Below are 25,398 nucleotides of genomic sequence, written 5' to 3' on the forward strand. Positions count from 1 at the left end.
TGCGTAATGTTAAAGATTAATGGCCAACGCCTGTGGGCGAGCCTGATGGCCATGGCCGAGATCGGCGCCACGGCGCGTGGCGGCAGTTGCCGTCTGGCCTTGAGTGCCGAGGACCAGGCGGGTCGTGAACTGTTCAGCCATTGGTGCAACGCCGCCGGGCTGACATTGAGCGTGGATGCGATCGGCAACCTGTTCGCCCGCCGCGCCGGTACCGACAAAGACGCCGCCCCGGTGATGATGGGCAGCCACCTCGACACGCAGCCGGAAGGCGGGCGGTTCGACGGGGTTTACGGCGTGCTGGCCGGCCTGGAAGTGCTCCGCAGCCTTGACGATCACGGCATTCAAACCCGTAAGCCGCTGGAAATCGCGGTGTGGACGAATGAGGAGGGCGCCCGTTTCACCCCGGCCATGCTCGGCTCGGCGGTGTTCACCGGCAGCCTGGCACTCGACCAGGCGCTGGCCACCATCGATGGGGCCGGCATCAGCGTCGCCGAGGCGTTGCGCAGCACCGGCTACAACGGCGAACGGCCCTTGGGTGGCGCGGTGGACGCGTATTTTGAAGCCCATATCGAGCAGGGCCCGATCCTCGAGGACAACGCCAAGAGCATCGGCGTGGTGACCGGTGGCCAGGCGATCCGCTGGCTCGACGTGCGGGTCGAAGGCGTGGCCGCGCATGCCGGCACCACGCCAATGCCCCTGCGCAAGGACGCGCTGTATGGCGCAGCCAACATGATCCAGGCGCTGGAAAATCTCGCCGCCGATTTCGCCCCCGAAGGCCTGACCACGGTCGGCGAGTTGAGCATCAGCAAGTCGTCGCGCAACACCATTCCCGGCTTGCTGACCTTCACTGTCGACCTGCGTCATCACCGCGACGCCGACATTGAAGCCATGGAGCAACAGGTGCGCGCGCGCCTGCAGGCTATCGCCGAGAAGCGCGGCCTGACGGTCAGCATCAGTGCGCACTGGATCAGCCCGGCAACGCCGTTCGATGCCGATTGTGTGGCGTGCGTGCAGGCGTCGGTGGATGCCTTGGGTTACAGCCAGCAGCGCATCGTCAGCGGCGCCGGCCACGATGCGATTCACCTGGCACGGTACTGCCCGACGGCGATGATTTTTATCCCGTGTGTCGGTGGGCTCAGCCATAACGAAGCTGAAGACGTACTGCCCGAGGATGTGCGCCAAGGCACCGATGTATTGCTTAACGCCGTGTTGCAGCGCGCAGGCCAAGCTGATTAACGACTCAACGCCAACACCTGGCTTGATTCGACTGCAGGCGCTGGTACGCCAGTGCCCAGAGGTTGGGTGTTTATACAGGAGCATCTCATGCGTACGTTTTTCCACCCCGAACAACTCTTGCACCACCCGCGCAGCTACTACTCCCGCGGCCAGATGCGCACGCCACAGGAAGTCCCCGAGCGTGCGCGCAACTTGCTGGTGGCCGCGCAGACCTTGGGCTTCGATATCCAGCCACCTGCTGACTACGGCCTTGACCCATTGCTTGGCGTGCACGGCGCGCCTTATCTGACGTTTTTGCAGGAAGCCCATTCACGCTGGAAGGAGATCCCCGAAGACTGGGGCGACGAAGTCATGTCGAATATCTTCGTGCGCGAACCCAACGCCCTGCGCGGCATCCTTGCCCAAGCTGCGCGTTACCTGGCGGATGGCAGTTGCCCGGTGGGCGAGTTGACGTGGCGTTCGGCGTATTGGTCGGCGCAAAGTGCTGTCGCCGCCGCCAAGCACATCCTTGACGGCGCGCCGGCGGCCTACGCGCTGTGTCGCCCGCCGGGGCACCATGCTCGTTACGATGCGGCGGGTGGTTTCTGCTACATCAACAATGCGGCGGTGGCCGCCCAGGTTCTGCGCGAAGGCTTTGCGCGCGTGGCCGTGCTGGACACCGACATGCACCACGGCCAAGGCATCCAGGAGATTTTCTACGACCGCGACGACGTGCTGTATGTGTCGATCCACGGCGACCCGACCAACTTCTACCCGGGCGTTGCAGGCTTTGCCGACGAGCGCGGCGTGGCTGGCGGTGCAGGCTTTAACCTCAACCTGCCCATGGCCCATGGCGCCAGCGAAGCGGTGTTCTTCGAAAAACTCGAGTTGGCCTTGGCGGCGGTGAAGCAGTTCTCGGCGGATGTGCTGGTGTTGTCCTTGGGGTTCGATATCTACGAACTCGACCCACAAAGCAAAGTGGCGGTGACCCGTGAAGGGTTTGCGCGCCTGGGCGAATGCATCCGGCAGTTGGGTTTACCCTGCGTGATTGTGCAGGAGGGTGGCTATCATCTGGAAACACTGGACAGCAATGCGCAGGCGTTTTTCAGTGGCCCCAAGGCGTGGGTGTAATGAGCAGGCGATAACTTCCGTGGATGCGTGATATCTTTGTGCCATCACGCATCGTGATCGTTACGGAGGGTCGCATGAAAAAGCTTTCGTTGGTTGGGTTGCTGGTGGTTTTGATGGTCACCCCGATGTTCGCGGCGGCGTGCCCAAAGGGCACGCATCCGGTGGGCGGCACGGGCTCGCACCACAAAGGCGGCACTTGCCAGTAGGCGTTGTTCGGTCTGTCGCGGGGCGGCGTCAGGGCGTCTTGCCGTCGCTGGTCGCCGCCAGCGCATTGTTCACCAATTTGAGTACCCGGTTGCGCCCCCCTTCGGCCACCAGGTAAGTGCCGTCTGCGGTTCGCACAATCGATTGCGGCGCCTTCAGAAACGACAGGATCGTCTGCTGGCGTCCCTGTTTGTCGATCAGCAACAAGCGTGCGCGGTGCGTGGAATCTTCATTGACCCACAGGCCCCGCTCATCGCACATCAAAAAGGTCGGCTGGTTAAGTTTGGCCAGCACCACCGGGTCACTGCCGTCGGCGGTCAGTTCGCGCACCCTGCCTTCTTTCTTTTTGGTGTAGAGCATGCGGCCATCCGTGCAGCGGATGATCGACTCCGCCTGGTCCAGGCCCTCGCGTATTACGCTTATGCTCTGGTCGCTCCAGCGATAGCGCAGCAGGCGTCCAGCATGGCTGCGGTCTTCGATGGCATAGAGGTAGTCGCCGTCATCCCACAGGCCTTGCACGTTTTCGCCTTTGAACAATTCGGTGACCGCGCCGTCCTTGAGAAAGCTGACGGGGGCGTTGCCGGTTTCCTGGCTGAACACCCAGCCGCCCCGCGTGGCCAACATCCCGTCGGGTTTGGACAGGTTGCCGAGCACGACGTCGCGCGTTCCATCCAGCCGGATGTGCACGATGCTGCCCAGCCCGTCCTTGAGTTCCTGGGTGACCATCAACGAGCCGTCAGCCATGGGCATCAACGACGCGGCCTTGGCCACATCGGTGTGCAAAACCTGATAACTCCACGAATCGGCGGCGCGCACCGGGTAAAAACTTTGCCAGGCAAAAAAGCCCAGGGTGGCGGTGCACAGCAGGCCGAGCGCCCACGATGCGAGGCGCAGGGGCCGATAGTTCTTATTGGGTTGAGTCATTGTTCGGTGCCGGTAGCAGATTGCAAGGCCGGTCACGGTATCAAGCCTGTCACCGCACAGCATCCTGCAATTTAGCCTGGGCGGCCTGCGTGTCCCCCTTACTGGGTGCCTGGCAGGCCGTCCAGCCCGCGGCGGATCTTCTCCAGCAACTCATCGATATGGAACGGTTTGGAGATCAGGTCCATGCCTTCCCCCAGGAAGCTTTGGCGATTCGCCGCGTTTTCCGCATACCCGGTCATGAACAGAATCGGCAGCGTAGGACGCAAGCCTCGGGCGACATCGGCCAATTCCCGCCCGGTCATGTAAGGCAGGCCCACGTCGGTAAGCAACAGGTCGATGCTGGTGTCCTGGTTCAGGGTGGCGATCGCTTCATCACCGTCGGCCGCCAGGCTGCAGCGGTAACCGGCGTCGACCAGCACCTCGGCGACGAAGCTGCGCACCGAGGGCATGTCATCGACGATCAGCACGTGTTCGCCGCTGCTGAGCCCGGGCGCCGCAACGGGCTTGGTGGTTACGCTCGCCGGGCCCGAGGCAGCGGGCAGCATGATGGTTACCTCGGTGCCCTGGCGGGTGACGCTGCGGATCTGTGCGTCGCCGCCGGACTGGCGCGCAAAGCCGTAGATGGTCGACAGCCCAAGCCCCGTGCCCTGGCCCAGCGGCTTGGTGGTGAAGAAAGGGTCGAACACTTTGTCGATCACAGTGTGTTCGATGCCCACGCCGTTATCGCGCACGGAGAGCGCGATGTAGGCGCCGTTTTCCAATTTCAGGTTGCCGTTGGAGTAGGCAGGGTAGGTGGTCACCCAGATATTGCCGCCCTTGGGCAGCGCATCGCGGGCATTGATGACCAGGTTCAGCACAGCGCTTTCCAGTTGGATCGGATCAACCAGCGCCACGGCCGGGTGGGTGGTCAGCTCGAGTTTGAGCGCGATGTGTTCACCGATCGTGCGCACCAGCAGCTCTTCCAGTGAGCGGATGTGCGCATTGATATCCACCGGGCGCGTGTCCAGAGGCTGCTGGCGGGCAAACGCAAGCAGGCGGTTGGTCAGGCCGGCGGCGCTCAGGGCCGAGTTCAATGCGGCGTCGGCATAAGCCTTGACCTTCTCGGTATGTTGAGTGTCGAGGCGTTTTTTGATCAGCTCAAGGCTGGTGATGATCCCGGTCAGCAGGTTGTTGAAGTCGTGAGCGATGCCGCCGGTGAGTTTGCCCAGCGCGTCCATCTTCTGTGCCTGCAGCAACTGCGCCTCGGTGCGCGCCAGTTGCGTGGTGGCGTTGGTCAGCTCGGCCAGCTGATGGCGCTCGCGATGGCGATGCTCGGTGACGTCTTCGACAAACACCAGGCTCAATTCGGCCCGGCGATAGGGCGAGATTTGCCACTCGGTTTCGCGCACCTGGCCGTCGACTTGCATTTGCAAGGTGCCTTTCCAGCGCTCTCCCGCGGCGAGACGCAGGCACAACTCCTGGATGACGGCGTGCTGATCGCTGGCGAAGCATTCGAGCAAGGCGTCAGGGTTCAGGTTGTCCTGGATCAGTTGGGCGAACGCGTGGTTGCATTCATGCACCTTCAACTGCGGGTCCATGACGGCTATCGGCGCGCTGATGTTGAAGAAGATTTCGCGAAAGCGCGCCTCGCTCTCGCGCAAGGCGTATTCGGTGTCACGCACGCGCAGCAAGGTGCGCAGGGTCGCCAGCAGCACGTCCGGGTCCACCGGGTGGATCAGGTAGGCATCGGCGCCGGCGTCCAGGCCGGTGATGATGTCGCCCGTCTCGATGGACGCAGCCGAGACATGCACCACCGGTAGCAGGGCGGTCGCCGGGTCGGCGCGCAGCGCGCGTACGATGTCGAAGCCGCTCATGTCCGGCAGATTGACGTCGAGGATGAGCCCGTCGATCTTTTTGCTCGCGATCAGGTCCAGCCCCTCTTGGCCGGTGCCGGCTTCGAGCACGCGGTAGTGATGGCTTTCCAGGCGCCGGCGTAGGGCATAGCGGGTGGCGGCGTTGTCGTCGACGATCAGCAGCTGGATGTCACGATTCATCGGCAGGCCCGCCCGCGATAGACAGAGGAATGATCACAAAAAACATCGACCCAACGCCTGGGGCGCTTTGCACCCCGACCCGGCCACCGAGCAACTCGGCAAAGCGCTTGCACAGCGAGAGCCCCAGGCCGGTGCCGCGCAGGCGCTTTTGCAGCGGTGAGTCGATCTGGGAAAAGTCTTCGAACAAGTTGTTGTGCAGCTCGGCAGGAATGCCCAGGCCGGTGTCCTGCACCGCAAAGCGGATTTCGTGCGCGCTCTCCATGCGTGCCGACACGCGCACCTCACCTTGCAGGGTGAACTTCAGGGCATTGGAGATAAAGTTGCGCAGGATCTGCGCCAGCTTCTTGTCATCGGTGTAGAGCTTGGGCAAGCCCGAGGGCTCTTCAAAGATGAGGTCCACCGACGAGGCGTCGACGATCGGGCGGAACATCCCGCGCAATGCCGAGAACAGGTCGAACATGTCAAACCAGGCAGGCGAGATGGTGATGCGCCCGGCCTCGATTTTGGCCAGGTCCAGCAGGTCGTCCACCATCTCCCGCAGCTCGCGCGCCGAGCTGCGGATAAAGCCTACCTGGGTCTGCTGCTCGGGGCTCAAAGGGCCGTCGAGTTCATCGGCAAGCAAGCTGGTGATGCTCAGGATCGAGCCCAGGGGCGTGCGAAATTCATGACTCATGTACGACAGGAAGCGGCTTTTCAGGTCTGATGCCTGACGCAACTGATCGGCCTGCATATCCAGTTCGGCATACAGTGCCAGCACACCCTGGTTGGTCTCATCCAACTCGGTACGCAAGGCGTCGGCTTCCTGGTGCAGGCGTCGCACTTGCTCAGTGAGCGAAGCAATGGTGTCAGCCATCAATGGCCTCCAGGGCAATCACGAAGACGGTAACGTCATCCCGGCCGCGACAGAAATCACGGTGAAGGATGGCGGCAATCAGGGCGGGGTGGCGGTGGCAAAGCCCGGGATAATCCGCAAGGTTCCAGCGTGACTGCAGCCCGTCGCTGTAAAGGATCAGCAGTTGGCCGCTGACCTGAGCGTAGTCGAAGGGTTGCGCCTTGCGAAACTGCACGCCGACGATGCCCGGGTGGGAAGCCAGCCCGCGCGACTTGCCGAAGCCAATCAGGCTGGCGCCGATATTGCCCACGCCGGTGAAACGCAGCCGGTCGGCCACGGCGTCGTATTGCGCCACGGCCACTGCGCCGCCCCGGGTGCCGTTCATGCCGATATGCATGTCGTTGAACAGTGTGGTCGAGTCCTGGAAGGGGTCTTGGGCGAACATCTCTTCACCCGCGCGCGCCGCGCGCTCGGCTTCGCTGCCATGGCCCAGGCCGTCGGCAACCATCACGCTGAACTGGCCCGCTTCGATTGCCAGGTGCCAGGCGTCGCCACACGCCGGATCGTTGTGCAAGGAATGCTGGCTGACGCCATAGCGGATATCCCGCGCGTTCGAGGTGCGAGGGTAGAGCCGCGCCAACATCGCGGTGCCCCGATGATCGGCATGCACATCAAAGACCTGGGCCACGCGTGAGATGGCGCCCATGCCGATGCCTTGCGTGCCGCCCGTGGAGAACCCATCCACCAGGCAGCTTTCCAGGTCGAAGCCCTGGCCACGGTCGACGGCGATCATTTCGACACCCTGGTTGCCCGTGGCGCGCAGGTGCAGCTCGCCATGGGTGGCATGCTTGAGGATGTTGCTGGCAAGTTCGGTCGCCACCAGGGCCACGCGCCCGGCGTCGGTTTCATCAAAACCCAGCAGCTCGGCAAGCTGCTGGGCACTGCGCCGGGCATAGCCGATTTGGCTGACATCTTCGATCAAAAGCACTTGGGTCAAGGCGCTGGGAATATTCAGGTCCATCGGGTGATCGTCACGCGTGTGCCCTTGCCGGGTGCGGTGTCCAGTTCAAACTCGTCCACCAGGCGCCTGGCGCCGGTCAGGCCCAGGCCCAGGCCGCTGCCGGAGGTCCAGCCGTCGGTCAGGGCCAGCTTGAGGTCGGGGATGCCGGGGCCTTCATCGCGAAAGGTCAGGCGCAGGCCGGGGCGATGGTCTCTTTCGACGACGCTCCAATCCATGTACCCGCCACCGCCGTAGACCACGGTGTTGCGCGCCAGCTCACTGACGGCCGTGACCAGCTTGGTCAGGTCGATCAGGCGCATGCCGCAGTCCTGGGCCAGCCTGCGTACTAATTGTCTGGCCAGCACAACGTCCTGTTCAATCAGCACGGGATGCGTGCCGCTGCTGGCTTGGCTCATAAGTGCTCGACCCGTTCACGCAGCAGTTTCATGCCGCGCTCGACGTTCAATGCGGTCGCCACGCCGGGCAGGGTCATGCCCAGTTCCACCAGGGTAATGGCCACCGCCGGTTGCATGCCCACCAGCACGGTCTGCGCGTCCATGATGCGCGACAGGCCGGAAATGGTGCCGATCATGCGCCCGATAAACGAGTCCACCATGTCCAGCGCCGAAATGTCGATCAGCACGCCGCGCGCCGAGGTGCGGCTGATGCGTTCGGACAGGTCGTCCTGCAGCGTCATGGCCAGCTGGTCGTGCATGTCGACCTGAATGGTCACGAGCAAAAACTCGCCCATCTGCAAAATAGGGATGCGTTCCATGCTTAGACAGCCTTGCTGATGGTGACGCCCAGGCGTTTGAGCGCCAGCGCCAGGGCATCCGCCAGGTTGGCTTTGGTCACCACGCCTTGCAGGTCCAGACCCAGGTGCACGATGGTCTGGGCAATTTGTGGGCGTACGCCGCTGATGATGCAGTCGGCACCCATCAGGCGGATGGCGGTGACGGTTTTCAGCAAGTGCTGGGCCACCAGGGTGTCGACGGTCGGCACGCCGGTGATGTCGATAATGGCGATTTCCGAGCCGGTGTCGACGATGCGTTGCAGCAGCGACTCCATGACCACCTGAGTGCGTTGCGAGTCCAGGGTGCCAATCATCGGCAGGGCCAGCACGCCGTCCCACAGCTTCACCACGGGGGTGGACAACTCCAGCAATTCTTCCTGCTGGCGTTTGATGACCGACTCACGGGACTTCTGGAAGGTGCGGATGGTGTGCATGCCCAGCGAATCGAGCAGTTCGGACACTTCCCAGAGTTGCTCGGCCAGTTGCGCCGGTTGTTCGGCGTACTCACGTTGCAGCAAGGTGAACACTGGGCCTTTAAGGGCGAAAATGAAGCTGGCGGTTTGTTGCGAGTCCTGGCCGATCAAGGCGCGGCTGTGCGACAGCTTTTCCAGGAAGACCCGGGTTTCGGCCCAGTTTTCATGGTTTATTTGCTGTGAGCCGCCTTGCAGGAGCGCGTCGATCAGCAGATTAAGAAAGTCGCCAGCTTGCTGTTTGACGTCATCACCCTTGACGTTTCGCGTGGCTCCCGAAGCCTCGAGGCTCGTAATCCATTCGTTCAGCAGGGCAGGGCGTTGGGTTTGCAGCGCCTGGATTGTATGAGCTTGAAGAGTTGCCACGGGAGTCTCCTTGAACGGCTTTGGTTGTTCGCGTGCAATTTATACTAAGTTGGGTTGTTTTAAATTGTTTCGTGGATTTTTCGTGTTGAAACCCCACTGTATTGCTAACGTTCGGCGTTGGTATCCAAGCCAATCAGTTGCCGTCCTGGCGCAAGCGCGCGGCGTCGGCGTTGCCCTCGCTTGAACACTGTGTGTATCGACACCTGTCTCACGGGTTTTATCCACCGTACCTGCGAGTGGCGCCGATAAGGCGTCATACGCAGTGAAGGTAGCAGGTCGCTGCGGTGCGGGCGCACATAACGCGCTTATATCACTGGCTTGATCGTTGTAGCCGGGTTATCAATTCAAACCCGTGCAGGCATACATGGCGCGTCACCACAGCCCATACGATAATGCCCCCCAAATCGACCACACTGGCCCATCCCGTGATCATCAACTTCGACCTCAACGACCTCCAGGCTTTCCGCGCCGTGGTAGACAAGGGCAGCTTTCGCGGCGCCGCCGAGGCCATCCGCATCTCGCAGCCGGCGCTGAGCCGGCGCATCGAAAAGCTTGAGTCCGCCCTCGAGGTGAAGTTGTTCGAACGCACCACGCGGCGGGTCAGCCTGACCATGGTCGGGCGGGCATTCCTGCCGCAAGTGGAGCGCATGCTCGACGACCTTGATGTCGCCTTGATGGGCATCAGTAATGTCGCGTCCACGCGCATGGGCAACGTGACCATTGCCTGTGTGCCGTCCACCGCTTACTACTTCATGCCCCACGTGATCTCCGAATTCCATAAGCTGTACCCCAAGATTCGCCTGCGCGTGCTGGACGCCAGCGCCGGCGAGGTGTGCAACGCGGTGGAAAGTGGCGAAGCGGATTTTGGCGTGAGTTTCAGTGGCAGCCTGGCCGACGAAGTGGAATTTGAACTGTTATTGCAGGAGCGCTACGTACTGGCCTGTCGGCGTGATCATCCGTTGGCCGAGCGCGAGAGCGTGACCTGGGCCGAGGCTTACGAGCACGACTACATCACCGTGGACAAAACCTCAGGCAACCGCTTCCTGCTGGACCAGGCGCTGCGTGGGGTGCGGGTGAAAAAACCGAGTATTTGCGAGACCCACCACGTGACCACGATGATCGGGTTGGTGGAGGCGGGGCTGGGCGTGGCGATGGTGCCGTCGATTGCGATGCCGGCGGGCACGCACCCGATTCTGGTAAGCGTGCCGCTGGTGGAACCGCAGGTGATGCGCAATGTGGGCTTGATCAAGCGCCGCGGGCGGACGTTGCCACCGGCGGCGCTGGAATTGGAACGGTTGGTGCGGGAGATGCCGTTTCGGTCAGTGTGACACCGAGTCCAACCCGGTGGATTGCACCAGCGGTTGCGCCTCGGGCGAGGCCAGGTACTGCAACAGTGCCTTGGCCTGCGCCGGATGTTGAGCGTTGACCGGAATGCCCGCCGCAAAGCGCGTCACCGATTGCACGTCTTCCGGGATCTTGCCGACGTAAGTCACGCCCGGCACCGGCAGCAATTCCGCCACCTGCTGCAGGCCCACCTCGTATTCACCCTTGGCGACCACCGAAGCCACCGGGATGCGCTCGATCATCTTGCCCTTGGCGGGCATGCCGAGCTTTTTGAACAGCTCCTTCTCGACATACACACCGCTGGCGCTGTCCGAATACGCCACGGACTTGGCCTGGCTGAGCACCGCTTTCAACTCGGCATCGGTGCCGATCGCCGGCTTGGCGGCGCCTTGCTTGACCACCAGGCCGATGCGCGAATCGGCCAGCTCCACCCGCGAGGCCTTGTCGACCTTGCCCTGCTTGATCAAGTCATCCAGGGCGTAGCCCACCATGATCACCACGTCGGCGTGCTCGCCACGGGCCAGGCGGTTGGGAATCGCTTCCGGCGCCTTGCCCATGGACGGGCCGAGGATGGTGTCGAGGGTGTCGCCGCTTTGTTGGGCGTATTGCGGGCCCAGCAGTTTATAGGCGGCGGTGAAGCCCCCGGAGGTCATTACCTTGAGCTCTTCGGCCTGGGCCGTCAGCGCCAAAGCGCCGAGGGCCAGGGCGGTCAGGGTTTTGCACAGCGCCTTCATCATGCGGCCCCCTGCATCACCTGCCCGCGGGTATTGGCGCGGCGGTACAACGCGAGGGTCGAGCACAGCGCGCACAAGGCGGCAAACATCATCCAGTAGGCCGGCGAGGCCTTGTCTTCGGTGATGTGAATGAACCAGGTGGAGATCGCCGGCGTGAAACCGCCAAAGATCGCTGTCGCCAGGCTATAGGCCAGCGAGAAGCCCGCCACGCGTACTTCTACCGGCATGATTTCGGTCAGCGCCGGGATCATCGCGCCGTTGTACATGCCGTACAGGAACGAGAACCACAGCAGGGTTTCCAGCATGTGGCCGAAGCTCGGCGCGTTGACCACAAACGACAGCGCCGGGTAGGCGGTGATCACGGTCAGCAGGGTCATCGCCACCAGCACCGGCTTGCGGCCGAAACGGTCACTCAGGGTGCCGCCGATTGGCAGCCAGACAAAGTTCGACACGGCCACCAGCAAGGTCACCAGCAGGGCGTCGGAGGTGCTCAGTTGCAGCACGGTCTTGCCGAAGGTCGGGGCGTACACGGTGATCAGGTAGAACGCGGTGGTGGTCATCGCCACCATCAGCATGCCGCCGATCACCACGGTCCAGTTCTTCACCAGGGTCGCCAGCACTTCGCGCATGGTTGGGCGATGTTTGCGGTTGGCGAACTCTTCGGTTTCCTGCAGGTTGCGCCGCAGTACGAAGATGAACGGGATGATGATGCAACCGATGGCGAACGGAATGCGCCAGCCCCAATCGGCAACCACGGCCGGTTGCATCCACACGTTCAGGCCGTAACCCAACGCGGCGGCGACCACGATGGAGATCTGTTGGCTGCCCGACTGCCAGCTGGTGTAGAAACCTTTGCGGCCCGGGGTGGCCATTTCGGAAAGGTAAACCGACACACCGCCCAGCTCCGCACCGGCAGAGAAGCCCTGCAGCAAGCGGCCCAGCAGCACCAGCAAAGGCGCCCACAGGCCGATGGTTTGATAACCCGGCACCAACACGATCAACAGCGTACCGCTGGCCATGATCGACAGGGTCACGATCAACCCTTTGCGGCGACCCACGTCATCGATATAGGCACCCAGGATGATCGCGCCCAACGGTCGCATCAGGAAGCCTGCACCGAACACGGCGAAGGTCATCATTAATGACGCAAACTCATTGGCGGCGGGGAAGAACGCGGCGGCGATATAGGTGGCGTAGAAGCCGAACAGAAAGAAGTCGAACTGTTCGAGGAAGTTGCCCGAAGTAACGCGGAATACCGCACCCACTTTCGAGCGGGCAGAGTCGGGCCGGGAAGGGCTAGTCATGGTTTTGTGTCTCCAGCGTTCTTTTTAAAGTGCTTGTTTCGCTTAAGACCGCGGATAGTGGCTGACACATTTAGAAATGATAAGTGAGTAATTTGGATACATTGATGCGCCATGGCTATCAATCGCTGTGCGCGTCCAAAATCTCGCCACTGTTCTATGCTTGAAGCGGTGACCAATTCTTACGGATGGGAGGTGGCAATGGCTGACAAACACGAGCACCGGGATGAGCACGCGCATGAGCAACCTCGGCGACAGCCCGAAGAGGAAAAGCCGCAGACCTGGAAGCATCCGGACGATGGTACGGAGCTTTCCGAGCGAGATCAGGAGCGGCCGCTCAAACCCTGACTGAATGAGCGAACGCAGTCTAAAGGTGGGAGCGGGCTTGCTCGCGAAGGCAATGTGTCAGTAACCAATGGGCTCACTGATTCACCGCCTTCGCCAACAAGCCCGCTCCTACATTGGCGCCACGGTCAGCCTACGATCGGCGTACACAATTCCACCAGCGTGCCATCCGGGCAACGCACATACGACACCACCTGGCCCCAAGGCTTGGTGGCGGGTGGCGCCAGCTCTATCGCGCCGTGGGCCAGTGCTTTGGCATGGGCGACGAACACGTCTTCGGTCACAAACCCGACCTCCATCCCCAGCGGCCTTTTAGAAGCATGCGCCTGGACATGGCCACCGTCGAAATTCAATTCGCCCAACTCATGCGCTGCAAACGAGAGCGTGGTGTCGCCGGTTTCAAGCTCGCCGTAGGTGCCCGATTCATGCAGGAAACGGCGACTGAAGCCGAAGGCTTTCTCGAAAAACATCAGAGAGGCGGCAACGTCGGGTACATAGATGATGGTGTAGGCAAATTTCACGATCAGGCGGTCCTTGCTGAGAGTGGATGAATGCAACGGCTCATGAAAGCAGCACGGAGACGGGAACCCCCCACGCCAACACCACAAACGCGATCACGGTTGCCAGGCACAGGCCGACAAACACCCGCGTCAGCGTCCTCACCGTGGGGTTGGCGATCCCCTTGACTACCCAGAGACAAAACCCGGCCACCACAATGGCCAAGGCAATAATGAACAGCACGATGGTGTTCCTGCGGCCTTCAAGCGCTGATTTATAATCCCAAAGCCGCCGGATGAACAGTGTTCACATAGACGCAGCCCCGCGGGCTTTCTAAACTGCGGCTTGTCTTGGGGAAAGGGGCAGGTGCCGATGAATCGCAATGAATTACGCAAGGCCGACATCAACCTGATGGTGGTCTTCGAAGCACTGATGCTCGAGCGCAATGTCACGCGGGTGGCGGAGAAGCTGTTTCTCGGTCAGCCGACCATCAGTTCGGCCCTCAACCGTTTGCGCACCTTGTTCAATGACCCACTGTTTATTCGCGTCGGCCACCGTATGGAACCCACCGCGCGCGCCGAGGAGATCATTCAGCACCTGTCGCCGGCCCTGGATTCACTGTCGTCGGCCCTGAGCCTGACCCACGATTTCGATCCCACCCAGAGCACCATGACCTTTCGCATCGGCTTGTCCGATGACGTTGAGTTCGGCCTGCTGCCGCCATTGCTGCGGGCGTTGCGCCAGGAAGCGCCGTTGGTGGTGTTCGTGGTGCAGCACGTAGATTACTGGCGCATTCCTGATCTGCTGGCGTCCGGCGATATCACCGTCGGCATCACCCAGACCCGCGGCCTGCCGGCGAACGCCAAACGTAAACTGCTACGGCATATCCGCCCCTGCCTGTTGCGCGCCGATGTCTCGGATAAACCGCTGACCCTCGACGAATATTGCGCACGCCCTCATGTGCTGGTGTCCCACACCGCCAACGTGTCCGGGTTTGCCGATGAATGGCTGGCCGAAATTGGCCGCAAGCGCCATGTGGTGCTGTCGGTGCCGCAATACAGTGCGCTCCCGGCGCTGCTCGCCGGCACTGACATGATCGCCAGCTTGCCGGACTACACCGCCCAGGCCATGGCCGCTGGCGGCAACCTGTTTTGCGAGCCCTTTCCGTTCGAAACGCCGACCCTGGACTTGTCCATGGTCTGGCTCAGCCACGTCGACACCGACCCGGCGGAACGCTGGATGCGCTCGCGGCTGGAGGCGTTCATGAGCGAGCGCGACATGCTGCCGGTGCTCGCGACAAAATCTTGAGATAACCCACTTCAGGAGTGCCACCGATGATTCCATCCCGTTCCTTGCTGCGTGGGCGCGGCAGTCATGACAGTGGCAAAGTCGGCATGGTCGAGCTGTTTTTCGACTTGGTGTTTGTGTTCGCCGTGACCCAATTGTCCCATTCGCTGTTGGCTCACCTGACCCTGGACGGGGCGGTGCAGGTGGCGCTGATGATGGTCGCGGTGTGGTGGGTGTGGATCTTCACGTCGTGGATCACCAACTGGCTCGATCCGGAAAAAATCCCGATCCGCCTCGGCCTGTTCGGCTTGATGGTGGCCGGTCTGCTGCTGTCTTCCTCGATTCCCAAGGCTTTTACCGACCGAGGTGTACTGTTTGCCGGCGCCTACGTGTTCATGCAGGTAGGACGCACGCTGTTTGCGTTGTGGGCAGTGCGCGGCGAGTCGCTGAACATGATTCGCAATTTTCAGCGAATCCTGGCGTGGATGTTGTGTTCCGGCGTGTTCTGGATCACCGGCAGCCTGCTCGACGGTCAACAACGGCTGGCCTTCTGGGCGCTGGCGCTGTTGATCGAGCTGATATCGCCGTCGGTGTATTTCTGGGTACCGGGCCTGGGGCGTTCGACCCTGGCGGACTGGAACGTCGAAGGCAACCACATGGCCGAACGCTGCGGCCTGTTTGTGATCATTGCCCTTGGCGAATCATTGCTGGTGACCGGCGCCACCTTTGCCCAATTGCCCTGGAGCATGGAAGGCCTGGGCGCATTCCTGGTGGCGGTGGTGGGCAGCATTGCGCTGTGGTGGATCTATTTCGACAGCGGCGCCGAGCGCGCCCATCACCGCATTGCCAGCTCTGCCGACCCGGGCCGCCAGGCGCGGATTGCCTATACCTACCTGCACGTGTTGATTGTCGCCGGCATCATTGTCAGCGCGGTGGCCGACGAACTGGTGCTAGTGCATCCGGGCCACGCCAGCCAGGCCAGCGTGGTGGCGATCATCGCCGGCCCATGGTTGTTTCTATTGGGCAGCGCGTTGTTCAAGTGGGTCATGAGTGACCGGTCATTGCCACCGCTGTCGCACCTCGGCGGGTTGTTGATGTTGCTGGTGGTGTTGCCGCTTGGGTTGCAGCAGGTGTTTTCGGCCTTGGTGCTGGGCGCGCTGACCACGGCGGTGCTGGTGATCGTAGCCGTGTGGGAAAACCGTGCGCTGCGCAGCCTGATCGAAGTTTCACACTGAAAGCGTTCTGATTCGGTTCGGCTGCGTGCTATATGTATCGCTCTTTTTCCTACAACTATTCGGAGCTTTTCATGCCGCATCTGCACCTGGAATACACCGCCAATCTGACCGGCCTGGCCGTCGAGAAAACCCTGTTGCGGCTCAACAATGTGCTGATGGCGTCCGGGCAGTTCGGTTCCGAGTTCGATATCAAAAGCCGCGCCGTCAAGGTTGAGACGTTTCAGGTCGGCACCTCACTCAACCCGCGCGGGTTTATTGCGCTGAAGCTGTCACTGCTCAGCGGGCGCTCGCCGCAGGTCAAGAAGCAGCTGTCGGAAAGCCTGTTGGCGGCGTTGCAGGACCAGGGCGAATGGCCGGCGGATATTCAGGTTCAACTCAGCGTCTTGCTGGTGGATATGGATCGCGATTCCTACAGCAAAGTCGCGATTGGCTGAGGGCTACAACAACCCCAGATCGGCGCACACCTTCACCACTTGCTCACGAAACCAGGTATTGGCGCTGTCCTGGCCGCTGGTTTCGTTCCACTGCATGTCCAGGGTGAACCCCGGCAGCCCGTTGGGCGCCTCGCAATGGCCAAACACGCTGGCGGGCGCCAAGAGCTTTTGCACACGGCGCGGCAGGGTGACGATGAAGTCGGTGCCGGTGATCATCTTCAACGCGGCGCTGTAACTGTTGGCCCTGGCGACCACTTGGCGCTTGTGGGCCTGGCGGGCCAGCCAGCCGTCGATCATGTTGGTGTGGGAGGTCCAGGGCGTGGGAAACACGTGGCGCCGCTCGACGAAGGATTGCAGGCTGAACGCCGGCTCGCGCGGGGGCGCGCGTTTATCGAACACACACACCAAATCATCTTCCAGCAGCATCTGGGCCTTGAAGTCTTTGTGGGCGCGGTGAAAGTTCGGGCCGAAACAAATCACCAGGTCGAGGCGACCTTCGCGCAAGTCCTCGGCGGGAATCTCGGTTTCCAGCTTTTGCACATTGACGATCACTGGCAGGTCGGCGCGGTCGAAGTTCTTCAACAGGCGGGGCAGGATCAGTTGCTCAAAGTACTCCGGCGCGCACACATTGAAGGTCACGGCCTTCTGCGTCGGGTCGAAGGCCTGGCCACCGGCGTGGCACAGGTTGATGCTCTCGAGGATCTTCTGCACATGCCCGTACATGGTCGTGGCTTTGTACGTAGGCCGCATGCCTGCCCGTGTGTTGATAAACAGCTCATCCTCAAAACTGGTGCGCAGTTTCTTCAGGCTGTAACTCACAGTGGACTGGCTGACGAACAGCGTTTCAGACACCTCGGTAACGCTGCTCTGGTCGTAGACGGCGATGAACACCATCAAGTCCTGCATATCGAGCTTTCTGAGCAAATTACTGTTTAGCATCCGTTCCATCCGGTAAGCCTTGGCACTGAGGCAGCGCGCGACAAGGGCAAAAGCTTAACGGAACGGTCGTGCCAATAGAAAGCTCTGTAGGGCGTTTCTATGTTTGGTGTGGGACAAAAAATGTTGGCAATACGACGTCAGCGGATATGTCGTGCGTAATGCTTTGGATTGAACCGCGTGACGATCAGCAGCATCACCCCTATCACGGCGGTCAATGACCACCAGGCCCATTCGAAGCTGCCGAGTTGGTCGCGGATCATCCCGGCAATAAGTGGCGACAGGCCAGCAATCAGGTAGCCGATGCCTTGCACGAACGCGGTCAGGCCACCGGCGCGGCGCGGGTTGTCCAAGTGGTCGAGGGACAGGATCAGGCTCATCGGAAATAGACCGCCAATGCCCAGGCCCAGCAGGCAAGGCCACAGCAGGCTCAGGTATTGAGGGCTGAGAATAAGGCCGCAGAAACCGCAGATGATCTGCACCAGCAACACCGCGACTACCCCGCGTTTATCCTGGCGGCGGTTGGCGATGGCCGGGGTGATCAGGCCGGACACGACTTCCATGGCGGTCAAGAACCCCAGCAGCAAGCCGGCATGTTGTTCGCTCCAGCCTTGCTCCACGTAGTAGGGCGCCAGCCACGCCAGCACACAGGTGTAGGAGGCGGTGCCCAGGCCAAAGAAGATCGCCAGCAACCAAGCACGACGATTGCCGAAAAACGATTCCTGCGCGCCGCCGGCGGCCTGGGGCAGTGGCGGCATTGCCGAACGCTGGGCGTACCAGAACACCAGCGCCAATAGCGCGAGTGCCGTCCAGATGGCCAGGCCGATACGCCAGCTGCCGGTCTGCATCTGCACGAGCGGCGCGAACGAAGCGGCCAGTGCCGCGCCCCCCATGATGGCGGTGACGTACAGGCCCATGAACAGCGAGACGTTGGCGCTGAAGCGTGTCTTGATCAGCGCCGGCATCAACGCCTGGATCATCGCGATACCGACGCCGGCAGCGATGGCGCTGACGATCAAGCCTGGCGCCGAATCCAGAAACAGTCGCGACAGCGTGGCCAAGCCAATCACCAGCAGCGACAGCACAATGCTGCGGTGCTCGCCAACGCGTTTACCCAGGCCCATGCCAAAGAACATCGCCAGGCCCATGGCCATGACCGGCAGCATGGTCAGCAGGGCGGCGCTGCTGAAACTCAACGGCACATCGCCGCGAATCGATGACAACAGCGGACCGACGGCAGCCATCGACGGGCGCAGGTTAAGGGCGACCAGTACGACGCTGATCATCAGCCAGACGGCGGTGGTGGGCGTTGCGCGAACGTTTTCCATGGGCGGGCCTTGAAGAGACAAGGGCGAATCAGGCCACGCAGGGGGGAGGCGAGCAAATCAGAAAGTCGTTGGGGCTATCTAAAAATTGCAGATGACTGGCACACAGCGATTCAAAATGTGGGAGCGGGCTTGCTCGCGAATGCGGTGTGTCATTCGCAGATTCATTGCCTGATGCGCCGCTTTCGCGAGCAAGCCCGCTCCCACAAGGGATCTGCGTCGCTAGAGGGCGCGGATCACATGCTTGATCTCCTGAAACGCCGCCAAGCCCCAAGGCCCCAACTCGCGGCCGATGCTGCTCTGCTTGTAACCACCCCATGCCGTTTGCGGGAAGATCACCTGCGGGGCGTTGATCCACACAAGCCCGGCCTGCAAGGCATTGGCCACGCGTTCGGCGGTGTCGACATCGGCACTCACCACACTGGCGACCAGGCCGAAATCGCTGTCATTGGCCAGGGCAATGGCTTCCTCGGCAGTGGTAAAACGTCGTACACACAGCACCGGGCCGAAGATCTCTTCGTTCCACAACGCACTGCTCAACGGCACATCGGTAAACACGGTCGGGCGAATGAAATAGCCCTTTGCCAGTTCGGCCGGTCGTTCACCGCCGCACAGCAAACGCGCGCCGTCTGCGATGCCACGCTGAATATGCCCCAGCACCCGCTGATACTGCGCACGGTTGATCAACGCGCCCATTTCCACCTCATCGGCAAACGGGTCTGCCACGCGAATCCCTTCGGCCCGCGTCTGCAAACGCTGCAGGAACGCGTCCGCCAAGCTGTCAGCCACCAGCACGCGGCTGGTGGCCGAACACATCTGCCCGGCGTTGAAAAAACCACCACCACAGGCCAGTTCCACCGCCAGGTCGAGGTCGGCATCCGCGAGCACCAGCAACGAGGATTTACCGCCCAGCTCAAGGCTTACACCCTTGATGGTTTCTGCCGCGCGTTGCATCACTTGCACGCCGACGGCGTTACTGCCGGTGAAGGACATCTTCGCCACGCGGCGGTCTGCGGCCAGCGGTGCGCCAACCGCCAGGCCCGTGCCGCAGACCAGGTTGAACACACCCGCCGGCAGCCCTGCCTGGGTAATAATCTTCGCCAGTTGCAACTCGGCCAACGGCGTGACTTCCGATGGCTTGAGCACCACGCAACATCCGGCCGCCAGGACCGGGGCGAGTTTCCAGGCGGTGGTCACCATCGGGAAATTCCACGGCACAATCAGCCCGACCACACCACAGGGCTCGCGGCGCAGGCGTGCGCTGAAGTCCTCGCCGGGCAGTGCCACCGGGCGGTCTTGCGCGGCGTCCATGTCGTCGCACATGCCGGCGTAGTAGTCGAAGGTGGCGATCACATCGTCCACATCAATGCCGGCCTCAAACAGCGGCTTGCCATTGTTGCTCGACTGCAACTTCATCAGCTGCTCGCGCTGGGCGCTCACGCCCTGGGCGATCTTGCGCAGCACGGCGGCGCGGTCCCGGCCGGTGCTTTTCGACCAGTCGATGAACGCCGCGCTGGCCGCCTCCACCGCTTGGGCCACGGTGCTCGCATCGCCCACGCTGACGTGGGCCAGGGTGGCTTCGGTGGCAGGGTTAATCACCTCGATGACGTCATGGCCTGCACGCCATTCGCCCGCAATAAACACACCGCTCAATACTGCGCTCATACCGCGACCTCCTGCATCCACAGCCCCTGGTCGATTTCTATCAGCGTCGGCCCCTGGCGATCAGCGGCGGCGCGCAATGCCGTGCGCAGCTGCGCGATACCCTGAATGCTCTCGGCGGCGCAGCCCAAGGCTTTGGCCACACCGATAAAGTCCGGGGTGTAGATGTCCACACCAACCGGCTCGATGGCGCGGTTGAGCATGTACTTCTTGATCTCCTCGTAACCCTGGTTATTCCACAGCAGCACGATGACCGGCACGCGCGCCTCGACCGCGCTGGCCAGTTCCGGCAGGCTGAATTGCAGGCCGCCGTCGCCGATCAGGCACACCACCGGTTGCCCGTCGCCGCGTCCCAGCCAGGCGCCAATCGCTGCGGGCAGGGCGTAGCCCAAGGTGCCGTAGCCGGTGGAGGAATTGAACCAGCGGCGTGGGTGGTCGAGGTTCAGCGTCAGGTTGCCGCTGTACACCGGTTGGGTGGAGTCGCCCACCAGCACGGCGCCGGGCAGTTCCGCCAGCACGGTGTTGAGAAACAGGGTTTGCGCGCGGGTGGCGGCGTCCCAGGTGGGCGTCAACTCAGCCCACAGGCGCGCGACGCGTGGGCTGCCCCAGTCTGGGTCGCGCTCGCCCAATACCTGGCTGTCCAGCGCGGCCAACAACGCTTCGGCTGCGATCTGCGCATCGGCCACCAGTGCGACCTGAGGCGGGTAATTGCGCACGGTCTGGTCGGGGTCGATGTCGATGCGCAGCAGCGCGCCGGGAATCTCGAACCCCCCGGCGAAGGTCACGTCGTAATCGGTTTCCGCCAGTTCGGTGCCGATGGCCAGCACCACATCGGCTTCGGCGACCAGGGCGCGGGTGGCGACCAGCGTCTGGGTCGAGCCGATCAGCAATGGGTGCGCGGCCGGCAGCATGCCTTTAGCGTTGATGGTCAGGGCCACCGGTGCGCCAAGCCGTTCGGCCAGGCGGGTCAATTCGGGGGCCGCCTCAATGGCGCCGCCGCCGGCGAGGATCAGCGGGCGTTTTGCTGCCGCCAGCCACTGGCTCATCTGCTTCACCGCCGCCGGCGCGGCACCGGCGCGCGCCACGCTGACCGGCTCGCTGCCGAGCAGGGCATCGGCGTTTTCGACCAGCACATCCAGCGGAATTTCAATGTGCACCGGGCGCGGTCGCCCAGCCTGGAACAGCGCAAACGCGCGGGCCAGCACGCCAGGCAACTCCGCCGCCGACATCAAAGTGTGCGAGAACGCCGCCACGCCCGCGATCATCGCGCTCTGGTTCGGCAGCTCATGCAGTTTGCCGCGCCCGCCACCCAATTGGCTGCGCGATTGCACACTGGAAATCACCAGCATCGGGATCGAGTCGGCATAAGCCTGGCCCATGGCGGTGGTGATGTTGGTCATGCCGGGGCCGGTGATGATGAAACACACGCCAGGTTTACCGCGGGTGCGCGCATAGCCGTCGGCCATGAAGCCTGCGCCCTGTTCGTGGCGCGGGGTGACGTGGCGGATGCTCGAGCGCGCCAGGCCACGGTACAACTCCACGGTGTGCACGCCGGGAATGCCGAACACCTGGTCTACGCCGTAGCGTTCCAGGAGGTTGACCAATACTTCGCCGCAGGTCGCCATACATGTCGCTCTTGTTGTTGATTCGAGGCGCTATTGGAGCGGCAGGCCGGTAGCGCCAACAATCGATAAAAAGTCATACTAGCCATGTCCCCACGTCATGGCTGCGCCCAATGAAACGCTTGCCACCGCTGCCCGCGCTGCACACCTTCTGGGTCACGGCCCAGTGCTGCAACTTCACCCGCGCCGCCGAGCAACTGCACATCACCCAAGGTGCGGTGAGCCGGCAGATTGCCGGGCTCGAAAGCCATTTGGGCTATGCCTTGTTCCAGCGCCAGGCGCGGGGCTTGAGCCTGACCGAAGAGGGCCGCGAGTGGTCGCTGCGGGCGCAGCAGGTGTTTGGCTTGATCGGCGACGCGGTGGAGCAGATCGGCAGCCGCCGCCAGACCCTGCAACTCAAGGCCTCCACCTGCGTGATGCGCTGGCTGCTGCCGCGCCTGATGCAGTGGCAAAAGGAACGCCCGGACGTGCCGGTGGAACTCACCACCACCGTGGCCTACACCGTGGACTTTCGCCGCGAGCAATTCGACGCGGCGGTGATCTATGCGCCCATCGCCGAGCAGTCGGCGCAGGCGCGGCATTTATTCGATGAACAACTCACCCCGGTCTGTGCGCCAGCGTTGCTCGCCAGCCTGCACACACCGGCTGATTTGCAGCGCCAGGTGCTGCTGCACCCCACGCGGGACGAGCGCGATTGGGCGTTGTGGCTGAAGGCTGCGAACACGCGCTTGAGCAACCTGGCCCAGGGGCATCATTTTGAAACGCTGGACCTGGCAATGACGGTGGCGTCCCAAGGCTCGGGAGTGGCGATTGGCGACAGTGCGTTGATTGGCGAGGATGTGAAGGCGGGGCGGCTGGCGACACCGTTTGAACTGCGCGTGCCGACCGGGATGGGGTATTACCTGGTGTACCCGCCGGGCACTGAGCCTTCGGCCGGGCTTGAAGCACTGATGGAGTGGCTGGTGAGCCAAGCCCAACCGTCGTAATACCGCAGACCCAAAAGTGGCAGCGGGCTTGTGTGGGAGCTGGCTTGCCTGCGATGCCGGCACCTCGGTGTGTCAGCCATACCGCGGTGATGCTATCGCAGGCAAGCCAGCTCCTACAGGGTCAGTAGCCGACGGTGAAACGCTGGCGCGAGTGCTTCGGCGTTTCTACTTCATCGATCAACGCGATGGCGTAGTCGGCAAAGCTGATCCAGCTGCGCCCTTGCGCGCTCACCAGCAAATCATCCTGGCCCACGCGGAATGTTCCGGTGCGCTCGGTCTCAACGAACTCCGCCGACGGCGACAGGAAGGTCCAGTCCAGCTCTTTTTCCTGGCGCAGCGCATCAAGAAATTCAGCGCCGGCGCTGGCCTCGGCCTTGTACTCCGCCGGGAAGCCAGGGCTGTCGATGACTCGGCTGCCATCCGGCAACAACAACGAACCTGCACCGCCGACCACCAGCAGGCGTTTCACCCCGGCGTTCTTCACCGGGCCGATCACCGCACTGGCCGGCAGTGTGGCGAAGTGCGCCGCACTGATCACCACGTCGCTGCCGCTGACCGCCTGTTGCAGGGCGTTGGCATCCAGGGCGTCGACCTGTTTGACGGTGACGCCCGGGCGTGCGGTCAGCGTGCCGGTATTACGCGCAAGGGCGGTGACGGTATGCCCACGACGCAGCGCTTCTTCCAACAGTTGGCTACCGGCGCGGCCGGTGGCACCAATGATTGCGATCTTGCTCATGACGCTCTCCAGTACGTTAAGGTTTAAAACCATTCACCACTTCATTTCGCCCTTGGCGACTTTGGCACCGAGTTCCAGGCTGCTCTCATCTTCAAGTTTCGGGTAACGCTTTTTCATGGCCGCGATCAGCGCAGTCGAATCCTTGGCCTTGGCGGTTTCCTCATCGAACGCTTTGATATAGCCCGCGGTGAATGCCACGGACTGCACAGTGGGTGTACCCAGGTAGTGACCTGGAATCACGGTGCGCGGTTTCAGGTCTTCGATGCGTTGCAAGGTTGCCAGCCAGTCAGCGTGGGACTGGGCGGTTTGCGTATCGGCCATCCACACGTGGGTGTTCTCGAACACCACAACGCCGCCCACCACGGCCTTGATCGATGGAATCCACACGAACGTGCGCTCCGGCTGCGGGCCGTCCAGGCCGACCACTTCCAGCGTCTTGCCTTCCAGGGTCAGGCTATGGCCTTGGAGCACCTGCGGGATGATGGCTTTGGCCGGTTTGTCGGCACCCAGCTTAGGGCCCCAGAACGCGAGTTTCTGCTCGGCGGTGGCCTTGATATGGTCGACCACCGGCTGGGTGGCTACCACCTTGGCGGCGGGGAACGCCTTCGTCAGCACTTCAAGGCCGAAATAGTAATCCGGGTCACCGTCACTGACGTAGATGGTGGTCAGGCGCTTGCCGCTGGCGCGAATCTTTGTCACCAGTTGCTCGGCTTGGGCATTGCCGAATTGCGCGTTCACGAGGATGACGTCGTGCTCGCCGCTGACCAGTACCGAACTGACGGGCATCATTGCCGAGGTACCAGGGTTATAAGCATCCAGCGTCAGATCGGCTGCCGCGGCATGGGCGGCGAATGCCAGGGCGGCCATGGCCGTGGCCAATCGTTTAAGCGTCGAGATCATGTGCAGCTCCAGCAGCAGTTAAGTGATGCACAGAGCTTAGTTGCACTAAACGTCACAAAAAATGCCATGCTTGAACATAGTTTGTTTCTGAAAGCGTGCAAATCATGGATCGTCTTCAAGCAATGCGGGTGTTTGTCACGGTCGTTGACCTGGGTAGCCAGTCGGCGGCGGCGGATCAGCTGGACCTGTCGCGGCCGGTCGTTTCACGTTATCTGGCAGAACTTGAGGATTGGATGGGCGCGCGGCTGATGCATCGCACCACGCGCAAGCTCAGCCTCACCGCGGCGGGTAGCGAAATGCTGCCTCGAGCGCGGCAGTTGCTGGAGTTGTGCAACGACATGCAGGCCGCCGTCAGCGAGCCGGACGAAGCGCCGCGCGGCCAGCTACGGCTGAGTGTCAGCAGCTCGTTCGGCCAGGCGCAATTGGCGGACGCCGTGGCCGAGTTCGTCAAGCGCAACCCGTTGGTCAGTATCGATCTGCAGATGCTCGACCGTACGGTGAACCTGGTGGATGAGCGGATCGACCTGGCCATTCGCACCAGTTTTGAGCTGGACCCCAACCTGATCGCTCGCAAGCTGACGCTCTGCCGTTCGGTCATTTGCGCGTCCCCGGCCTACCTGCTGGAGCACCCGCGTCCGCAGCACGTGCACGACCTGGCGAAGCACAACTGCCTGACGCACACTTACTTCGGCAAAAGCCTGTGGCACTTCACCGAAAACGCAGAGCCGGTGTCGGTGGCGGTACAGGGCAATATCAGCGCTAACGAGGCGACCGCCCTGTTACGGGTGACATTGGCGGGGGCAGGGGTGGCGCGGCTCCCCAGTTATCAGGCGGGGGATTACATCCGCAGCGGCGAACTGATCCGTTTGCTGCCCGAGGCAGAGCCCCAGCAAATGAATGTCTACGCGGTGTACGCCTCGCGCAAGCACATGCCGTTGGCGCTGCGCAGCCTGCTGGATTTTCTGGTGCTGCGCTTTCCTGAGGAACCGGTGTGGGATGTCGGCCTTTGAACCCGACATAAAGATCTTGAATGGCGTCCAATAATGGCAACTCTTGCTGGCTGACCTATGCTTTAAACAGCACCG

At 62.2% G+C, this 25,398-nt stretch carries 26 protein-coding genes; 9 read left to right on the plus strand and 17 right to left on the minus strand.

The features are described 5' to 3' along the window. Positions 1 to 6: 6 nt before the first annotated feature. The 3 genes from FPT15_RS16660 to FPT15_RS30060 all read left to right on the plus strand — a co-directional run bounded on the left by FPT15_RS16660 (position 7) and on the right by FPT15_RS30060 (position 2,552). Positions 7 to 1,236 carry a Zn-dependent hydrolase gene (locus FPT15_RS16660; RefSeq protein ID WP_145162923.1) on the plus strand — a complete coding sequence of 410 codons (1,230 nt, stop codon included), beginning with the start codon at positions 7 to 9 and terminating at the stop codon, positions 1,234 to 1,236. A gap of 87 nt (positions 1,237 to 1,323) precedes the next feature. Next, positions 1,324 to 2,346 (plus strand): histone deacetylase family protein, encoded by a 1,023-nt coding sequence (locus FPT15_RS16665; protein ID WP_145162925.1) that lies wholly within the window; start codon positions 1,324 to 1,326, stop codon positions 2,344 to 2,346. Between the two features lie 74 nt (positions 2,347 to 2,420). Beyond that, positions 2,421 to 2,552, plus strand: coding sequence for a hypothetical protein (locus FPT15_RS30060; protein WP_256586935.1), 132 nt, complete (start codon positions 2,421 to 2,423; stop codon positions 2,550 to 2,552). 28 nt (positions 2,553 to 2,580) lie between these two features. Here FPT15_RS30060 and FPT15_RS16670 read toward each other — a convergent pair whose 3' ends face one another. The 7 genes from FPT15_RS16670 to FPT15_RS16700 all read right to left on the minus strand — a co-directional run bounded on the left by FPT15_RS16670 (position 2,581) and on the right by FPT15_RS16700 (position 8,968). Beyond that, positions 2,581 to 3,474, minus strand: a complete 894-nt coding sequence (locus FPT15_RS16670; RefSeq protein ID WP_178119707.1) for a hypothetical protein — start codon at positions 3,472 to 3,474, stop codon at positions 2,581 to 2,583. A 98-nt stretch (positions 3,475 to 3,572) separates the two neighbouring features. Beyond that, the gene (locus tag FPT15_RS16675; protein WP_145162927.1) at positions 3,573 to 5,507 is read right to left on the minus strand and encodes a response regulator; all 1,935 of its coding nucleotides are present in this window, start codon (positions 5,505 to 5,507) and stop codon (positions 3,573 to 3,575) included. Then, positions 5,497 to 6,360 carry a sensor histidine kinase KdpD gene (locus FPT15_RS16680; RefSeq protein ID WP_145162929.1) on the minus strand — a complete coding sequence of 288 codons (864 nt, stop codon included), beginning with the start codon at positions 6,358 to 6,360 and terminating at the stop codon, positions 5,497 to 5,499. The genes FPT15_RS16675 and FPT15_RS16680 overlap by 11 nt, the downstream gene beginning before the upstream one ends. Further along, positions 6,353 to 7,360, minus strand: coding sequence for an ATP-binding protein (locus FPT15_RS16685; RefSeq protein WP_145162931.1), 1,008 nt, complete (start codon positions 7,358 to 7,360; stop codon positions 6,353 to 6,355). The genes FPT15_RS16680 and FPT15_RS16685 overlap by 8 nt, the downstream gene beginning before the upstream one ends. Beyond that, on the minus strand, positions 7,351 to 7,755 hold the full coding sequence (locus tag FPT15_RS16690; protein ID WP_145162933.1) for an ATP-binding protein: 405 nt from the start codon (positions 7,753 to 7,755) through the stop codon (positions 7,351 to 7,353). The genes FPT15_RS16685 and FPT15_RS16690 overlap by 10 nt, the downstream gene beginning before the upstream one ends. Continuing rightward, on the minus strand, positions 7,752 to 8,114 hold the full coding sequence (locus tag FPT15_RS16695; RefSeq protein ID WP_145162935.1) for an STAS domain-containing protein: 363 nt from the start codon (positions 8,112 to 8,114) through the stop codon (positions 7,752 to 7,754). Before FPT15_RS16695 ends, FPT15_RS16690 begins: the two co-directional genes overlap by 4 nt. Positions 8,115 to 8,116: 2 nt before the next feature. After that, on the minus strand, positions 8,117 to 8,968 hold the full coding sequence (locus tag FPT15_RS16700) for an STAS domain-containing protein (protein ID WP_145162937.1): 852 nt from the start codon (positions 8,966 to 8,968) through the stop codon (positions 8,117 to 8,119). 425 nt (positions 8,969 to 9,393) lie between these two features. Here FPT15_RS16700 and FPT15_RS16705 point away from each other — a divergent pair, with 425 nt between their 5' ends. After that, entirely contained in the window at positions 9,394 to 10,296 is a 903-nt protein-coding gene (locus FPT15_RS16705) for a LysR family transcriptional regulator (RefSeq protein WP_106577295.1), read from the plus strand. Here FPT15_RS16705 and FPT15_RS16710 read toward each other — a convergent pair. The 4 genes from FPT15_RS16710 to FPT15_RS16725 form a co-directional block, all read right to left on the minus strand. After that, positions 10,288 to 11,046: a substrate-binding domain-containing protein gene (locus FPT15_RS16710; protein ID WP_145163244.1), complete on the minus strand. Its 759-nt coding sequence runs from the start codon at positions 11,044 to 11,046 to the stop codon at positions 10,288 to 10,290. The genes FPT15_RS16705 and FPT15_RS16710 overlap by 9 nt on opposite strands. Continuing rightward, positions 11,046 to 12,350, minus strand: a complete 1,305-nt coding sequence (locus FPT15_RS16715; RefSeq protein ID WP_145162939.1) for an MFS transporter — start codon at positions 12,348 to 12,350, stop codon at positions 11,046 to 11,048. The genes FPT15_RS16710 and FPT15_RS16715 overlap by 1 nt, the downstream gene beginning before the upstream one ends. Positions 12,351 to 12,820: 470 nt before the next feature. Further along, entirely contained in the window at positions 12,821 to 13,213 is a 393-nt protein-coding gene (locus FPT15_RS16720; RefSeq protein ID WP_145162941.1) for a VOC family protein, read from the minus strand. A gap of 40 nt (positions 13,214 to 13,253) precedes the next feature. Beyond that, positions 13,254 to 13,433, minus strand: coding sequence for a hypothetical protein (locus FPT15_RS16725; RefSeq protein ID WP_106576985.1), 180 nt, complete (start codon positions 13,431 to 13,433; stop codon positions 13,254 to 13,256). 129 nt (positions 13,434 to 13,562) lie between these two features. Here FPT15_RS16725 and FPT15_RS16730 point away from each other — a divergent pair, with 129 nt between their 5' ends. From FPT15_RS16730 to FPT15_RS16740, 3 genes are all read left to right on the plus strand, one after another. Next, the gene (locus FPT15_RS16730; RefSeq protein ID WP_145162943.1) at positions 13,563 to 14,498 is read left to right on the plus strand and encodes a LysR substrate-binding domain-containing protein; all 936 of its coding nucleotides are present in this window, start codon (positions 13,563 to 13,565) and stop codon (positions 14,496 to 14,498) included. Positions 14,499 to 14,524: 26 nt separating this feature from the next. Next, positions 14,525 to 15,712, plus strand: a complete 1,188-nt coding sequence (locus tag FPT15_RS16735; RefSeq protein WP_145162945.1) for a low temperature requirement protein A — start codon at positions 14,525 to 14,527, stop codon at positions 15,710 to 15,712. Between the two features lie 71 nt (positions 15,713 to 15,783). Further along, a complete protein-coding gene (locus FPT15_RS16740) occupies positions 15,784 to 16,146 on the plus strand; it encodes a 5-carboxymethyl-2-hydroxymuconate Delta-isomerase (RefSeq protein ID WP_145162947.1) in 363 nt (120 codons plus the stop codon). A gap of 3 nt (positions 16,147 to 16,149) precedes the next feature. Here FPT15_RS16740 and FPT15_RS16745 read toward each other — a convergent pair whose 3' ends face one another. From FPT15_RS16745 to FPT15_RS16765, 4 genes are all read right to left on the minus strand, one after another. Further along, positions 16,150 to 17,085 (minus strand): LysR family transcriptional regulator, encoded by a 936-nt coding sequence (locus tag FPT15_RS16745; RefSeq protein WP_145162949.1) that lies wholly within the window; start codon positions 17,083 to 17,085, stop codon positions 16,150 to 16,152. A 137-nt stretch (positions 17,086 to 17,222) separates the two neighbouring features. After that, a complete protein-coding gene (locus tag FPT15_RS16750) occupies positions 17,223 to 18,410 on the minus strand; it encodes a cyanate transporter (RefSeq protein ID WP_145162951.1) in 1,188 nt (395 codons plus the stop codon). Between the two features lie 219 nt (positions 18,411 to 18,629). Continuing rightward, positions 18,630 to 20,072, minus strand: coding sequence for an aldehyde dehydrogenase family protein (locus FPT15_RS16760; RefSeq protein ID WP_145162953.1), 1,443 nt, complete (start codon positions 20,070 to 20,072; stop codon positions 18,630 to 18,632). Continuing rightward, entirely contained in the window at positions 20,069 to 21,694 is a 1,626-nt protein-coding gene (locus FPT15_RS16765; RefSeq protein ID WP_145162955.1) for a 5-guanidino-2-oxopentanoate decarboxylase, read from the minus strand. The genes FPT15_RS16760 and FPT15_RS16765 overlap by 4 nt, the downstream gene beginning before the upstream one ends. A gap of 110 nt (positions 21,695 to 21,804) precedes the next feature. On the opposite strand from FPT15_RS16765, the gene FPT15_RS16770 reads away from it, so the two are divergent. After that, positions 21,805 to 22,677 carry a LysR substrate-binding domain-containing protein gene (locus FPT15_RS16770; RefSeq protein ID WP_145162957.1) on the plus strand — a complete coding sequence of 291 codons (873 nt, stop codon included), beginning with the start codon at positions 21,805 to 21,807 and terminating at the stop codon, positions 22,675 to 22,677. A gap of 121 nt (positions 22,678 to 22,798) precedes the next feature. Here FPT15_RS16770 and FPT15_RS16780 read toward each other — a convergent pair whose 3' ends face one another. Both FPT15_RS16780 and FPT15_RS16785 read right to left on the minus strand, forming a co-directional pair. Next, a complete protein-coding gene (locus FPT15_RS16780; RefSeq protein WP_145162959.1) occupies positions 22,799 to 23,413 on the minus strand; it encodes an NAD(P)-dependent oxidoreductase in 615 nt (204 codons plus the stop codon). 33 nt (positions 23,414 to 23,446) lie between these two features. Beyond that, positions 23,447 to 24,313, minus strand: coding sequence for an MBL fold metallo-hydrolase (locus FPT15_RS16785; protein ID WP_145162961.1), 867 nt, complete (start codon positions 24,311 to 24,313; stop codon positions 23,447 to 23,449). A 104-nt stretch (positions 24,314 to 24,417) separates the two neighbouring features. Between FPT15_RS16785 and FPT15_RS16790 the strand changes: the two genes are divergently transcribed. Next, positions 24,418 to 25,323, plus strand: coding sequence for a LysR family transcriptional regulator (locus FPT15_RS16790; protein ID WP_145162963.1), 906 nt, complete (start codon positions 24,418 to 24,420; stop codon positions 25,321 to 25,323). The last annotated feature ends 75 nt before the right edge of the window (positions 25,324 to 25,398 follow it).

The sequence above is a fragment of the Pseudomonas sp. RGB genome (assembly GCF_007713445.1).
Taxonomy (GTDB): Bacteria; Pseudomonadota; Gammaproteobacteria; order Pseudomonadales; family Pseudomonadaceae; genus Aquipseudomonas.

What these genes read in the sequence shown, in the direction of transcription:
- FPT15_RS16790 (WP_145162963.1), top strand. Translation starts at nt 24,418, where the DNA reads ATGGATCGTCTTCAAGCAATGCGGGTGTTTGTCACGGTCGTTGACCTG.
- FPT15_RS16690 (WP_145162933.1), bottom strand. Translation starts at nt 7,755, where the DNA reads ATGAGCCAAGCCAGCAGCGGCACGCATCCCGTGCTGATTGAACAGGAC.
- FPT15_RS16740 (WP_145162947.1), top strand. Translation starts at nt 15,784, where the DNA reads ATGCCGCATCTGCACCTGGAATACACCGCCAATCTGACCGGCCTGGCC.
- FPT15_RS16710 (WP_145163244.1), bottom strand. Translation starts at nt 11,046, where the DNA reads ATGAAGGCGCTGTGCAAAACCCTGACCGCCCTGGCCCTCGGCGCTTTG.
- FPT15_RS30060 (WP_256586935.1), top strand. Translation starts at nt 2,421, where the DNA reads ATGAAAAAGCTTTCGTTGGTTGGGTTGCTGGTGGTTTTGATGGTCACC.
- FPT15_RS16760 (WP_145162953.1), bottom strand. Translation starts at nt 20,072, where the DNA reads ATGAGCGCAGTATTGAGCGGTGTGTTTATTGCGGGCGAATGGCGTGCA.
- FPT15_RS16670 (WP_178119707.1), bottom strand. Translation starts at nt 3,474, where the DNA reads ATGACTCAACCCAATAAGAACTATCGGCCCCTGCGCCTCGCATCGTGG.
- FPT15_RS16770 (WP_145162957.1), top strand. Translation starts at nt 21,805, where the DNA reads ATGAAACGCTTGCCACCGCTGCCCGCGCTGCACACCTTCTGGGTCACG.
- FPT15_RS16750 (WP_145162951.1), bottom strand. Translation starts at nt 18,410, where the DNA reads ATGGAAAACGTTCGCGCAACGCCCACCACCGCCGTCTGGCTGATGATC.
- FPT15_RS16735 (WP_145162945.1), top strand. Translation starts at nt 14,525, where the DNA reads ATGATTCCATCCCGTTCCTTGCTGCGTGGGCGCGGCAGTCATGACAGT.
- FPT15_RS16715 (WP_145162939.1), bottom strand. Translation starts at nt 12,350, where the DNA reads ATGACTAGCCCTTCCCGGCCCGACTCTGCCCGCTCGAAAGTGGGTGCG.
- FPT15_RS16665 (WP_145162925.1), top strand. Translation starts at nt 1,324, where the DNA reads ATGCGTACGTTTTTCCACCCCGAACAACTCTTGCACCACCCGCGCAGC.
- FPT15_RS16680 (WP_145162929.1), bottom strand. Translation starts at nt 6,360, where the DNA reads ATGGCTGACACCATTGCTTCGCTCACTGAGCAAGTGCGACGCCTGCAC.
- FPT15_RS16675 (WP_145162927.1), bottom strand. Translation starts at nt 5,507, where the DNA reads ATGAATCGTGACATCCAGCTGCTGATCGTCGACGACAACGCCGCCACC.
- FPT15_RS16765 (WP_145162955.1), bottom strand. Translation starts at nt 21,694, where the DNA reads ATGGCGACCTGCGGCGAAGTATTGGTCAACCTCCTGGAACGCTACGGC.
- FPT15_RS16780 (WP_145162959.1), bottom strand. Translation starts at nt 23,413, where the DNA reads ATGAGCAAGATCGCAATCATTGGTGCCACCGGCCGCGCCGGTAGCCAA.
- FPT15_RS16785 (WP_145162961.1), bottom strand. Translation starts at nt 24,313, where the DNA reads ATGATCTCGACGCTTAAACGATTGGCCACGGCCATGGCCGCCCTGGCA.
- FPT15_RS16695 (WP_145162935.1), bottom strand. Translation starts at nt 8,114, where the DNA reads ATGGAACGCATCCCTATTTTGCAGATGGGCGAGTTTTTGCTCGTGACC.
- FPT15_RS16730 (WP_145162943.1), top strand. Translation starts at nt 13,563, where the DNA reads ATGAATCGCAATGAATTACGCAAGGCCGACATCAACCTGATGGTGGTC.
- FPT15_RS16745 (WP_145162949.1), bottom strand. Translation starts at nt 17,085, where the DNA reads ATGCTAAACAGTAATTTGCTCAGAAAGCTCGATATGCAGGACTTGATG.
- FPT15_RS16660 (WP_145162923.1), top strand. Translation starts at nt 7, where the DNA reads ATGTTAAAGATTAATGGCCAACGCCTGTGGGCGAGCCTGATGGCCATG.
- FPT15_RS16685 (WP_145162931.1), bottom strand. Translation starts at nt 7,360, where the DNA reads ATGGACCTGAATATTCCCAGCGCCTTGACCCAAGTGCTTTTGATCGAA.